The 14,164-nt window shown below is 47.3% G+C and carries 8 protein-coding genes; all 8 read right to left on the bottom strand.

Annotated features, from left to right (window positions below; all coding sequences use genetic code 11):
• Positions 1-3: 3 nt before the first annotated feature.
• The 8 genes from IEX60_RS00705 to IEX60_RS00670 all read right to left on the bottom strand — a co-directional run bounded on the left by IEX60_RS00705 (position 4) and on the right by IEX60_RS00670 (position 14,153).
• Complete coding sequence (locus IEX60_RS00705) at positions 4-2,133, bottom strand: hypothetical protein (protein WP_229717333.1); 2,130 nt, start codon at positions 2,131-2,133, stop codon at positions 4-6.
• Between the two features lie 25 nt (positions 2,134-2,158).
• Positions 2,159-3,397 (bottom strand): hypothetical protein, encoded by a 1,239-nt coding sequence (locus IEX60_RS00700; RefSeq protein WP_188746386.1) that lies wholly within the window; start codon positions 3,395-3,397, stop codon positions 2,159-2,161.
• 15 nt (positions 3,398-3,412) lie between these two features.
• The gene (locus tag IEX60_RS00695; RefSeq protein ID WP_188746384.1) at positions 3,413-5,218 is read right to left on the bottom strand and encodes a sodium:solute symporter family transporter; all 1,806 of its coding nucleotides are present in this window, start codon (positions 5,216-5,218) and stop codon (positions 3,413-3,415) included.
• Positions 5,219-5,233: 15 nt separating this feature from the next.
• A complete protein-coding gene (locus tag IEX60_RS00690; protein ID WP_188746382.1) occupies positions 5,234-7,018 on the bottom strand; it encodes a RagB/SusD family nutrient uptake outer membrane protein in 1,785 nt (594 codons plus the stop codon).
• Between the two features lie 50 nt (positions 7,019-7,068).
• The gene (locus tag IEX60_RS00685) at positions 7,069-10,248 is read right to left on the bottom strand and encodes a SusC/RagA family TonB-linked outer membrane protein (RefSeq protein ID WP_188746380.1); all 3,180 of its coding nucleotides are present in this window, start codon (positions 10,246-10,248) and stop codon (positions 7,069-7,071) included.
• 172 nt (positions 10,249-10,420) lie between these two features.
• Positions 10,421-11,440 (bottom strand): LacI family DNA-binding transcriptional regulator, encoded by a 1,020-nt coding sequence (locus IEX60_RS00680; RefSeq protein ID WP_188746378.1) that lies wholly within the window; start codon positions 11,438-11,440, stop codon positions 10,421-10,423.
• Between the two features lie 174 nt (positions 11,441-11,614).
• The gene (locus IEX60_RS00675) at positions 11,615-12,775 is read right to left on the bottom strand and encodes an alpha-hydroxy acid oxidase (protein ID WP_188746376.1); all 1,161 of its coding nucleotides are present in this window, start codon (positions 12,773-12,775) and stop codon (positions 11,615-11,617) included.
• 13 nt (positions 12,776-12,788) lie between these two features.
• Positions 12,789-14,153, bottom strand: coding sequence for an FGGY-family carbohydrate kinase (locus tag IEX60_RS00670; protein ID WP_188746374.1), 1,365 nt, complete (start codon positions 14,151-14,153; stop codon positions 12,789-12,791).
• Between the last annotated feature and the right edge of the window lie 11 nt (positions 14,154-14,164).

The following is a 14,164-nucleotide window of genomic DNA, read 5'->3' as shown; positions in this document are numbered from 1 at the left end:
TTACTAATCCAACATGTTTTCAACAGCCTTTTCTGCATCGCCTGCTATGGCAGATGTTTTGGTTAGGTCCCAAAAACTCTTTCCTGTTTCGAGTTGAATCTGCGTGGTCACAATCCAACTCTGTATCCATCCGGTAAGCGTACACCAAGTACCCCAGCCGATATCCGAATTTGACGCCCAATAATCCCACCGGGTATAATCAAAACCCCTGAACCAGGCTCCATCCAAATCGGGATGTACACTACTCGTGACCTGTACGCGGGTCATAAAATCGGAAAGCTTATTAACGGCATTTATGTATTTTTCATCCTGGGTGGCCGCGGCAGCTTCAGCGAGACCGAACAGGGCAAAATTGCAGGTATATAAGAGGCAAGAAGCCGTTTCGCCATTCCTGAAAATCAGGGATCCTTCGTCCAGTCCGTAATCGGAATTACTATTCAACGCCCTGAACTTACGCCCTTTGTCACCGCCTATTTCCTCCCGGATAGCCCCACATTCGTCCTGATATTTCGTGATTTCCGTCACCAGCTGGTCCAACCATTGCCGATGCTCCTGGGTATCTTCGACCCGGACCAACCAGGCCAGGGGCAAGATCATCCGAGCGCGTTGCATCTGCATACTGCTTCCCCATAACCAATCCTGGGGATAGGCTTCCATGGTGATACGGATTGCTTCTTTGGTCTTTTCAAACAGGGGCTTATACCCTGTTTTGTCGTAAAGCCACAGATAACATGCCCACATCCACGATTCAAAATGCGGCGAAATGTGAACAAAGTCCCTATCTGCATAGGCCTTCCACCCTTCCTGCAGGATGGCGACTTCTTCCAACCGCTCTCCTTGGAAGCCTTTTTTGCCTGTAAGCCTAAAATTTGCCAGGATTCCTTCAGCGATTTCCTTATCCCATTTATCGGTTTCCAAATACGACGAAGCAGCAATCGCTCCCAGCAGGGTCCGGGCATTGTCATCGGCATAAAAGCTGCCCGGGTGCGTAACAGCCCAACCGATCATGCCATACGATGGACTAGCCGGATTATCTTTTTCAGCTGCCCGCAGATTGGACGTGTGAAAAACGAAATCAAGCAGGTTCGTCGATTTGTTTTTGAATTCTTGATTGCCCAAAAGCTGTCCCGCCGCAGCGAGTGCCATGCTCGCTTCCCCCTGAACATCTGCCCGCATCCAATAACGGTACTGCTGGCTTCCGTCGTAGTTGATTGTAGATGTATGCCCTTCCAGAATACCCATGCTGCCATCACCCTGGGCTAAGTTGGGCGATAAAGGAGGCCCCACCGGCATGGTACCATCACCTTGGTATTTCAGCCAGTTGTCTTTCCACGACGCATGCAGAAAGAAGTTTCCCTTTTTATACCACTCCGCACCTTTTTTAATACTTTCGAGGCGGGCATCATTCGGCAGCGCTCCGTCCTTGGGAAATGCCGGTTTTACATCCTGGGGCCAATCGCCCAGCCGGACTGCTGGCCCGCCAAACCTGTCAGACAGGATATACTCCCACACCGCCTTGACGGACCGTGCAGGTCCGTAACGTCCTTTTTGGAAATTGGTCAGGCCCGTGGTACTGATCAATATTCCGTCTTTCTTAAACAGTGCTGGATATACCTTGGTATCGGTGAGGCCATATTCCGCCTTGTCATAGCCAACCACTTTTGCGAGCACGATGAGTGGATCCGGTATTTCGACCGGAAGGACATAACTGTTGTGAAGTCCCAGCAACCCCATACGGGGCAATACCGGGGCAAGCCCATCTGTTGTGACCACACCCCGTTCTAAGCGGGTTTCAATCGGCGGCCCCTGAATATCCAATCCTTCGTATACACTGGGATATTCGATATATGCGCGCAGTTTTTTCCGCTTGATCGTTTTCAGCAGATCGGCCGACACGTGCATCTGCGGATCCAGCTCAGGGTAATTTTTTGCAATGAGGAATACGGGATCATTTTTTCCGGCCGCTCGTACCGCTTTTTCGGGATCATTAAAATGCCGTACCTTATACCCTTCCTTAATCAAAAGCTTATAGAGGTCGTTTTGGGTCTCCCCATAAAAAAACAGCTCCTGAGCCTGCACCACGCTGAATGAAACCAGCATCAGCCAACATGCAACTAATTTTACTCGTACCATAATGAGAAATCAATAATGATGATATTTAAATACTGTTTGCCAAGTTTATTTCATTTTCATATAAGCGATTAAGCATACTGACTGCTTCCCGATAAATCCGCTCCTCTGCATCGGCTTCCAAATACGACCATTTTCCAGGACCGACTTCGTATCCGCCCTCTTCAAATGCATGGATAGTTGGGATATAGCCGACCGAACATTCCGAATAACCCACCACGATGGTATGCTCAAATGGGGAATGTTGCTCAATCCGCAGGGCAGTTTCCACGAATGGCTCACCGGGAATAAATACCATGGCCACCCGACCAATCCGAACGAGCCGAATGACAGCCCGGGCATCCGAAATGGGTAGGTCGGCCTCCTGCCGGATATCAAAATCCATGGATTGGCTCATCTGCATTAGATCCGTCACCGTTTCACGCTCCGCATCGGTTTGCTCCACTATTTTTTTTGCGAGGGCTTCCGCATGCTTCAGGGTATACTCCACGCCCCACGACACGGTAGGTGGATTGATGTTGCCCGCCGCACCGTTTAAAAACATCGGGAAACCGTTTGTAGGTTCCGATTCCAGTATGGCACATAATTCTCCCGGAAAATCGGGGGATACACTGGGGAAAAGCATTTCGTGTACGGGATGGCAGACGAAGTGAACAATGGATGCAAGAGAATTTCCATCCGTTGATAAGAACCGTAATACCCGGACTCTGCGATCTATCGGTCTCCTCGCGAATAGATCAGCGGCGACGGGTTGCATGGTATCGGACATAACAATGCCCTGCGGTAAAGCGATGCGGCGCAGCAGCGAAAACCCATCCAATTCCGATGAGGATATTTCTACTGTCGATACGGGTTTTAACGTGTTTAAGGCATGGGAAATGGTCTTCCGTATGGCGCCTTCCAGCTGACCAAGCCATTGCTTGTAGGAATCGGCGGTATACAGATCGGACAATGCGAGCGATTCGGGGGCTGAATGAGTATGGGTGCAAGTAATAATGACGTTATCAACCGGAACCGTACCGCATGAAGCGGCTTTAAACCGTTCCCACCCATAAACGGCATCTTCACTGAGCCCCAGTAAATCCAAGGACACCAATACAACAACATGCGCACCAACTTCCAGGGCAATAGCTCTTGCCTTCAACGGTGACCTTACGGATTTAAACGGAGCATATGTCCCCCTTACAGATGAAGTAAGAAAGCCAACTTCCAAAGCAGGGGTAATATCCGATACACCTGTCCCTACTTTTAACACGGTTTGATTCATCTAATTAATTTATGTTTAAAAATTTCTATCCCTGTTCTCAAGAAAATGGAGGTATTTTGTTATTCCTTTTCGGAAGATCCAAAACAATACAGCCGAGGCTAAAAGTTCGCTGCCACCCCGAGAATAGTTTGCAAACCAAAAATCCGTCAGTCCGATTACCAACAGGCAGGTGGCGACAAAACCGATAATCGCCAGCACGATTCCATTGACGATGGGTCTTGTATCGGCCGATTTGCGCACATGCGTGTTGCGATGCGCATATGCACCCCAATATCCCAATGGTTTAGCTTTTTCATGGAAATTTCGTAACAACCCGTCCGGGTCGGGCTTCGTAAAACAAGCGACAATTATCCATAAAAGCGTAGTCGCACCCATGACCAGAAGCGTCTGCCACCACCAGGGCAACACTAACTCCGCTCCCCAGGGAACATTGAAATGCACCAGCATCTTGGGCACCAAAACAACCAGGCAAAAAAACAGTGCGCCGCCAAACGAAGCGGCAATGCGGGCCTTTCCGTTAAACCGCCACCACCACCATTGCGCCCAATTAGCCGGTAATTCAGCTGCGCTGAGCTGAAGCATGAAAATGGCAACATCGACGATAAAATCTACGTTGAACACGACCATCAAGGATAGACTGAGAATCAATCCCATCGCCACTTTACCCATTGCCAGGTAGTGTTTCTCCCCTCTATTACCCACCAACCATTTCCTGTATACATCACTCACCAGCACCTGAGCGCCGAAATTCAGGTTATCGGCCACCGTAGACATGGTGGCGGCCAACATAGCCGCCACCAAAATACCCATTGCACCTGCTGGCAGCATCTCCTTCATCAGCATTCCATAGACTTGTTCCCGATCCGCCCCCGGCTCTCTCAGTTCCGGCCAAATCACGGCGGCTGACACGCTGGGCAACGTTACCAGTAAAAGCAAGATGAACATAGTCACCGCAGTCACCACATACATCGTAAGGGCTTCTTTCGGGCTTCGTGTAGACAATATCCGCTGACCTTCCATAGCCCCTCCCATAGGAGCTGCGTCCCCTCCGTAGCCAATACTTTGCCCAACCATCCAAGCCATAGCCGCCATCATCGGAAATACCTCATGGTCTATGGGAGGAATAACCTGCATGATTTCCGGATTTGTCATTCCAAAGGTGTTTTGGATCGTAGCTGCCATATGCTCAGGTCCTCCAAAATGTTCTAAGGTGAAGAATGCCAACACCAACGCACCAACAATAAAAATGCTCATCTGGATCAGGTTTGAGATCACCACTCCTTTGTAGCCCGAGAAAAATACAAACGCAAATGATACCGGAACAATCAGTGCGAGCGTTTCCATTTTACTGAACCCGAACGCCGGCTCCATGATCTTACACGCGGCAAGTAGGGTAATCCCTGTCCAAGCGGGCATGGCAATAAACGATGTCCGGATGGCGATCCAGAAACGCATAACCTGGGCCGTGCGGGGTTTGAACCGCAGGTCGTAAAATTCCAGCGAGGTAAATAGGTTAAGTTTTCTCCAAAAAAATGCAAACAGTACCCCAGCCAAGAATAAAGCTAACCCAAACCTGCTAAGGTACCACCAGGAGATAAATGCACCGGTAACCACCGCTAGTCCCCCATATCCCGTAGCCGCATCGGGGCTCACCAACGCTGCGGTGTAAGAAACCCCATTTAGCCAACCTGGTACCTTACGCCCACCCAAAAAGAAATTTTCCATACCCCCTGAGGCAAATTTCCGGTGCCACAGCGAAAGCCCTATCATGAAAATGAAGTACGCGATGACGATCCAGATGTCAAGTTGGCTCCAAGCCATGTGCTGCCCTCCCAATTAATCCCAACCTGGATTCTGAACCAGGTTGATATTCTTTTCGGTTTCAATGAATGGTATTGGCCAAAGATTGTGTTTCTTTTCAAATACCCTTGATTCAACCAATGTTCGCCGATAAAAATCATCACTATCCATGGTATATCCCGGTGTGCTGATATCCAGGCCATATATCGGTCCTTCATTCACCTGTTCCGCGATTTTCCAGCGGATACAATCAAAATACCTATGCGTTTCGAAAGCCAGCTCAATTCTACGTTCATGCCGGATACGCGCTCGCATTTGCTCTTTGGTCAGTCCAGCTGGCAGACCGGGGATACCCGAACGTTCCCTGATCAGATTTACATATTTATAAACATCCGCTACCGGACCGGAAACCTCATTCAGTGCCTCCGCGTAATTGAGATACTGTTCCCCCAGTCTGAAAAATATCCACGTCCGAGCAGTACCGCTACGTGTCGCCATATCGTAATCGGGGTGGGTCAATTTTTTCATCAAATATCCGGTTCTTGTAAACGCCGACTGACCCGGTTGGCGCCCATTCGGCCCTCCGAACCAAAACTTAAGGCCATCGGTAACCATTTTATATTTAGCCCCGGTGAAGTTAATACTGGCGTAAAACCTCGGTTCCCTACCTACATACATATCACGGGTTCCGGCTACATAAAACGGTGTCTCTTTCGCGGTGTTTCCGTTTTCGGAATATCCCGATGCTGGATTGATAATAGGCGTTTTATCTGGGTTATACCCCAAAATTGGCACTTCACCATTGGCCATGTGATAGGCGTCAACCTGATCTTGTGTTACGCCCTGGTGCGGAAAAAAGGCTCCCGGAATTCCCCAGGGTTCACTATAGGTATCCAAGTGGATATAGGACGGATCATTTCTGGTAAAAAACACCTCGTCGTTAAAGTTCACATAGAAAGTCTCTTGATAATTTGCAATCGGGTTATTTGATGCAGATCGGTGGAGCCGATGGCCTGCCGCTTCAGCGATATCGATACACTCCTTGGCTGCCGATGCTGCTTCTTGCCAACGCTCACTCGAAAAATCCGGAAACAATCGGACACCATCGCGGTCTGTGAAACTCGCATAATCCGGATTGCCATTCCAAAATGGGCTGGCCATATAAAGCAGCGTCCTGCCCTTGAGTGCCAGTGCAGAAACTTTAGATGGCCTTCCCAATTCGTTTTGCTGGGTAATCCGCGGCGGCAGTATTTCCGCTGCCCGATTGCAGTCTGCGACGATGAACTGGACGCACTGGTCAATTGGTACCCGCTTGAACAACTTGAAGTCCTCGTTAAGTCCGACGGTGCGGTCAAAAACCGGAACCGGACCATAAATACGCACCAGTAAAAAATAATAGAACGCCCTCAAAAAATACACCTCACCAACCCACTGGTTGATTGTCGCTTCGGGAAAAAACTCATTAGGTTTCAACAGGTGAATATTTTCGAGGAAAATATTGCAGTTCCGGATTGCTTGATAGTACGGACTCCAACCGCTGGAGGTGTAGGTATTCGAGCTCCAATTTCCCGCATTCATCAGGTTCGAGAAAAAGGGTTCGTGCGTAATTTCCATTTCATCGGCAGCACCGTTGAACGCATTAATTACACCCGTGTTGTCCACCATCATGGCTTCATTTGGCAAATACGAATAGATATTTGCCAAAAATTCCCTGGTAAAACCGGGGTTCGTAAACACCTGTTCGGAAGTCAGGTCTTCATCTGGCGTCTTGTCCAGGAAATCCTTCACGCAGGATTGCATGACGAAAAGCATCGTCATCATGACTATGGCTTTATAGTTAGATCTTTTCATAATCCTTAGCTAATAAATAGTTAAAAAATGACGTTAATACCAAAATTAATGTTCCTGGAAATTGGGTGTGCACCCGTACCGTAATTGGATTCAGGATCAATCGCTTTGATATGGTCCCACGTATGCAGGTTGGTTCCCTGGACAAACAACCTCAGGTTAGAAACACCCACCCTTGAAGTGATATGGGAATCAAAGGTGTATCCTACTTCCGCATTTTTTATGCGCAGGTAATTTCCATTTTTACGCCATAGGCTTGAAGAGATGTAATTGTTCTCGCTCGCCGCCCTGATTGCCGGATAAATGGCATCTGCATTGTTTTCCCCAGGCACCCACCTGTTGTCGTAATATTCGCGTAAAACATTATACTTGCCAACTCCTGCAAAGAATGGGCGCATCGGCCATCCAGCACCGTAAAAGAAATCACGATTGGCAGCCCCGGTAAAAAAGACAGACGCATCAAAACCCTTCCATGCCAAGGTGGTCCCAAATCCATACATCACCAACGGTTCAGGTCCATATTCACCAAAAAAGGTGATGTCCTCAAGATCTATCCGGCCATTTTCATTGAGGTCCTGATATTTGATGTCTCCGGGTCCGTACGTTCCGAAAATGGACTGAGATGGACTGTTGGCAATATCTGCTTCGTCACGGAAGAAACCGGTGGCGATATAGCCTGACGAAGCCCCAATGGCGTGACCCCTCGGATTTTGGTGTTCATAAATGTACGGGACATCGTTTTCGATGACCTTATTTTTGGTATACGTGAAATTTCCAAGAAACGAGTAATAAAAGCCAGAACCCGTGGTTTTCCTTACCTGTAGACTACCTTCTACCCCCCAATTCGATGTAGTTCCGATGTTTCCGTAGGGAATCACGCCGGTAGGATAACCGGAATACCAAGGCACCGATGATCGCCTTAACAACTGGTCTTTTCTCAATTCATAAAAATAATCCCCTTGAAAACTTACTGCCGAATTAAACAGTTCAATATCAGCGCCGACATTTGACTTATAAGCTTTTTCCCAGGTCACATTCAGGTTTCCTACACTCCCTTCGCTCTTCCCACCTATACTGTTGTTTTGGTTCAACCCATAGACGTAACCCGCTGCAGATTTGTTGTAAGAAGATAAAAACAGGAACCTACCCCCACCAATCTGGTCATTGCCCACCAAACCGTATGAAGCCCTCAGTTTGAGCATATTTACGATACTTTTATTCCAGAAATGTTCATTGGAAACGACCCACCCAGCTCCTACAGAGGGGAAAAGCCCATACTGCTTGCCTTTGGGGAAATTCTCAGAACCATTGTATCCCGCATTCAATTCCAACAGGTACCGCATATCATAGTTATAGGTCAGTCGGCCGACGAGTCCCTGCCTCCGTTCCGGGAGATTCGCTATCGAACTTCCCGCGTTGACATTGGTGAATTCTCGTTTATTCCCCAAAAGAAGCGCCGAGAGGCTATGGGCGCCTATGGCTTTATCGTAGGTGATGCTCAAATCACCGTACAGGGTCTTATAATTCTCATTTGCCAGGCCATAACCCAACGCCGATTCCGAACTCACAAGCGTATAGATATCTTCCCCTGTTGCAACGTCTCGTGTATAATGGTACGTCTCGGGGGATTTTGTCCGGATATTCTGTGTAATATCAACTACGTCATACGCAACCAACCCCCTGACCGCCAAGCCGGGGAGCCACGAAGACAGATCCCATTTAAAATTCAGGTTACTTACGAGCGTATTATAAAATTGCTTGGTATAACCCATTTGGGTAAGCAAGGTATATGGGTTGACCGCACCGTCCACGCCAATGGCACCGGGCGCAGAACCATCCGGATTAGTCAGCGGGTACATCAGTGGAGTCACCAATTCCATGATTGCGAATGCCGATTGGGTACCAACCCCCGGATAATTCGTCCCTGATACAATGCCTGACAGTCCCAGATTCAGCGTGAAATCAGGGGCGAGCTGCATATCGACGTTAGACCTGAATTGATACCTGTTTAAGAGTGCGTTTGTTTTGAAGTTATTCAGCGAGCTCTCATTGTAGATTCCCTCCTGAAGTGTATAACCCAGGTTCACATAGTATTTTACGTATTCCGTGCCTCCCGAAACCCCCAGGTTATTGATGGTCTGTTTTGTATTTTTTTTCAGTACGACATCATACCAATCTACATTTGGATAGATATAAGGGTCTGAACCATCTTTAAACTTGTTCAGTTCTTCTGAGGTATACCTCGGCGCCTCTCCAATATTGGCCAGCGCCTCGTTGTGTAACGAAGCATACTCGTATGCATCAATAACCTTGGGCACCCTTAAAGGCGATACCGTAGCAAATTCAGACCGGAACGTCACCCTCGGTTTGCCAACCGCACCGCGTTTTGTCGTGATCACAATGACGCCGTTTGCTCCCCTATTTCCGTATACGGCTGTTGCAGTAGCGTCTTTCAATACAGTGAAATCAGCTATTTCTTCAATGTTTATGGTATTCCAATAGGTTTGGAGTTCGCGTTCCACGCCATCTACGATAACAAGGGGGTTCCTGCCTCCGCTGATTGAGGCAATACCGCGTATATACACACTGGCCGCATCATAACCCGGTTCGCCGGACGCTTGCCTCGTAATTACACCTGCGATTTTTCCACCGATTGTGTTACTCAGCGAAGGCGTAGAAACCTTCCTGATTTCGCCGACCGAAACAGATGAAACCGCACCGACCATGGTTGTTTTCTTCTGTGTCCCGAATCCAACCACGACCACCTCATCCAGCTTCTGCTGTTCTTCATCGATTTCCAATTGGATAACGAAATCCCGCTGATCACCGATAACAAGTGCATAGGTTATATACCCCACAAAACTGATAATCAGCGAATCCTGTTTACTATCGGCTTCCACCAAAAATTTCCCCTCGATATCTGTCTTCACTTCCCGTGACGACGGTAAAACCCGAACGGAAGCATCAGCCAATGGACTTCCTGCCTTGTCGGTTACCAAGCCCCTTACTACAAAAGACTGTTGTAGGGTTTGCCAGTTTTTGCCTCCACTGCCGTTTGCATGACCAGCTACAAATAATACCGCCGCACAACAACATGCAAACGTCAGTAATCGGCGCCTGTGGATAAGGCGTGCAAGCGACTTCCCCAGCGATAAGAAGTCCACTGCTGGCCTTAATCTTTTGATTTTAAGAAAAACATTCATAATGGTTAAAAATTAATTAATCAGTCAGTTAATAAACATCTAAATCATATTTTCATTAGTTAATTAATAATGAATACGTATTCATTGTATTAAAAAAATAAAAGCGGTCTTTTAATTCAAAAAGTTAATATACAAAGAATACGTATTCACAATTGAAAAATTTAAAATTATACTATTTTCTACTTTTCACCGTATTCCGGATAACCAGTCGACCTTTCATCACCAGCATTTTTGACCTGCTTTCCTTTCCATTTATCTCATCAAGCAGAATGGCCACGGTATTATCCACCATGCCTTCAAGGGGTTGCTCCCACGTTGTGAGATTATAGGATGCCCAATTGGTCATCCGGATATTATCAAAGCCAATGATCGAGACATCATTTGGAACCTCAAACCCTAACATCCTCACCGCATCCATTACACCGAGGGCGATGATATCATTTCCCCCAAAAATGCAGTCGATATCCTTATTTTTAGTCATCAATTCCTGAGCCAGCTCAAAGCCACTCTCATACGTATAGTCACCCGATTCTATATGAAGATTGCTTATTCCTCTTCCATCTAGTACTTCCCTGAAACCACGCAAGCGGTCCATGGTAATTGACGTGTGGGAAGGACCTGATATATATGCAAAATTACGATGCCCCGTTTTTACCAAATAGGTAGCTATCTGTTTTGCAGACAAGTAATTATCGCAAAACACCACACTATTTTCCGAATTTTCCGTATACCGGTTAAATAGCACAACCGCAATTCCATTTTCCCTAAACCGATCTTCCGCTTCTTGTGTGAGCAGTGCATCCGAGATAATTACCCCAGCGACATTATACTCCAATAGTTTATGAATTTCCCACTCTTCGACGTTTTCATTTTCCGAATTAATGAAAATCAAATGATAGCCCAGCTTGGAAAAGCGATCGTGAAAAATTTCGAGTACGGCAGAGTAAAAAGGATTACGGATTGTCCGCATGACGATACCGATCAACATGCTCCTTCGGGTAATCAGGCTTCGCGCATGCGCATTCGGCCGATAATTCAGTTTCTGAGCAGCTTCCATAATCCGTTTACGTTTTTTTTCAGACACCTTTGTATTGCCTGCAAATACGCGTGATACGGTAGCCTGGGAAACCCCGGCCAGCTCAGCCACATCATGCGACGTAAAGTTTCTTTTCTCTGTTTTCGGATTACTCATTTCTGAATTCGTATTCAAAAATAAAAACAAAGCTTCAGAGTAGCAAATATTTTAGAAAATAAAGTTGCTAAAAGGCTTAATATTAGCTTTTAAATACAAAAAAAAGCGTTTTATTAAAAGAATACGAATTCATATTCAAGTCTGTAAGTAGGCTATGCAAAGAAAACAGTTATTTTATTGATTGATCAACGTCCCCGGAAAATCCGTTACTTTTTCACAACAGACCTGCTCCATCACCTGTTTCAATTGCGCCTTCATTAACGCAATCGTATGATCGCCACCTTGCTTACCCAATGCGGATACCCCGTACATAAACGGACGGCCCATGAACGTAAATTTAGCGCCGCAGGCCAGTGAACGGCCGATATCGGGGCCTGAACGCAGCCCACTGTCAATCATGATGGTTATTTTGTCGCCGTACTTATCCGTGAGGCCTTTCAATGGTTTGATGGTGGACTCACCGGCATCAATCTGCCGACCGCCATGGTTGGACACAATAACCCCATCGGCACCGATGCGGATACTTTCTTCCATGTCTTCATCGCTAACCACACCTTTGACGACCAGTTTACCTTTCCAAAGATCCCGGATCGCCTTTACTTTGTCCGAATCTACCCGTCCGGTAAATGTGGCATTCATAAACTTACCGAGCTGCTTGATGTCCAAATCTTTTCCCATGTAAGGCTTCAATGTTGCAAAGGTGGGCATCCCGGTTTTCAGGAATTCGATGGACCATGCGGGCCGTACGGCTGCCTGGATAAAATTATTAATCGTAATTTTCGGTGGCATGGACAAGCCAGCTTTGATTTCGCGGTAACGCAAGCCAAACGACGGAACATCCACCAGGACGACCAGCACCGGACAACCTACGGTTTCCAATCGCCGGAGGATGTCGTCGCGTAGTCTATTCTCGGTTGGGTGATACAACTGAAACCAGAACTGTGATCCGGCAACTGCTGCAATTTCTTCAATACTCGCAGTAGACACGGTACTCAGTATGTATGGAACATTATGCTTCCGTGCCGCTTCTGCCAAAATAAGCGGCGCATTCGGCCACATTAATCCCTGTAGCCCGATGGGCGATATGCCGAACGGCGCATCGTAAACATGGCCAAAGAGCTCCGTCTGCATATCGACTCCATTGTGCTTTCTCAAGTACCTTGGCATGAGCTGGATATCCCTGAAATCCGCTTCATTACGCAGGAGGTTCAATTCGTCGTTGCATCCTCCTTCTAGGTAGTCAAATGCAAATTTCGGAATACGCCGTTTGGCCTTTTTTTTTAGATCCTGTACCGACGGATATTGAGGATTGTATTTCAGTAAATCAGGGTTCATTTATTTAATTTTTTTATGGATTATGTGCATAAAACCGCAATTCGATCAGATCATTGGGCAGTGGCCGATTGTTCCACGCCGAGTGAATAGCCAATGCTGCGCCCACCGCCGTAGCTTGCGCCATTGAGGCCGCAAATACCTCCATTTCCGGGAAGGCATCCGCAAGCAGATTCATGTAAATTGTATTCTTGCTAAATCCGCCATCTACAAAGATACGCTTTACTGAAGAGCCTTTAATGACCCGTTGGGTAGCGATCTGTTGGAGATCGACCAGATCCATAATCAGACGGTGGTATGCTTCGTCGTATGTGCGGTAATCCGACAGATTGCGTTGTGCGAAAGCAGACACCTTGCCGCCAATGGGTTTGGGGCCATTTTTTTCCTCACGCAGCTTGGCTACAATGTTCCGGCTATAGCCCAAGTTGCGGTACCTGCTGGAGAGTTGCCCGAAATGCTCCGCAATCCGCTTCACCTGCTGCTCGTGTTCGTAACCCGCAAAAAGCCGGGATGCCTTCACAGGAGTTCCCTGATAGTGCATATAACAAAGGCAATCAGACTCCAGCTCTTCCTTGGTCAGTGGTGTATGGTTAAACGGATTGAGGCTGATACACCAAGTACCTGTTGAAATCAAGACAAAAGGTTCATGAAAGGAAACCAGATAGGGGATCAATGCTGCCGAACTATCGTGCAAGCCTACACCTACCCCGTATCCGTTGCCAGGAAACGAGGCGGGCAATACCTGATCTCCCAGCGCTATCGGAGCTAACTTATCAATGATGCCTTCTTGGTACACCCATTCGTGGTAATCGTTTTTGGAGAAATCCCACAGATGGGTATGACAGCCGATGCTCGTCATATCCGAATACATTTGTCCAGACACCAGGAAACTCAGGTATTGGGGCAAATGCAAGGCATAGTGAATACGTTCAAACAGCGCTGGTTTTTCGTACTTGGTACGGTACAGTTGCATTCCCGAATTGAGGCTACCCAAAACCGGCGACGCGGTGACGAAGGCCACTGTATCTTCACCACCGTATGTGTCATAAAACTTACGCTGCAGTGCTTCGGGATAAGGTTTGAGGTAGTTATACAAAGGAGCCAGCGGTTTACCGTCTTCATCCACATACACCAAACTGGCGCCATATGCTGCAAAATTGATGGCCCGTACCTCAAACTCGGATTTCCGGAACACTTCGTGCAACGAATCGAAAACTGAGAGACGCAGGCTCTCCAGGTTCTCACACGGATCGCCATCCTCATCCACGGTTTCGGTAAACCGGGCGGACCTTTCAAAAACTATTTTATACTGTTCATTAAACAGGAACAGTTTCTTATTGGTCTTGCCTACATCAAATATCGCTATGACTGGTGTTCGCATTTTCAAATCAA

This window comes from Parapedobacter defluvii, assembly GCF_014642075.1.
Taxonomy (GTDB): Bacteria; Bacteroidota; Bacteroidia; order Sphingobacteriales; family Sphingobacteriaceae; genus Parapedobacter; species Parapedobacter defluvii.
This window is presented reverse-complemented; position numbering and strand designations above follow the sequence as displayed.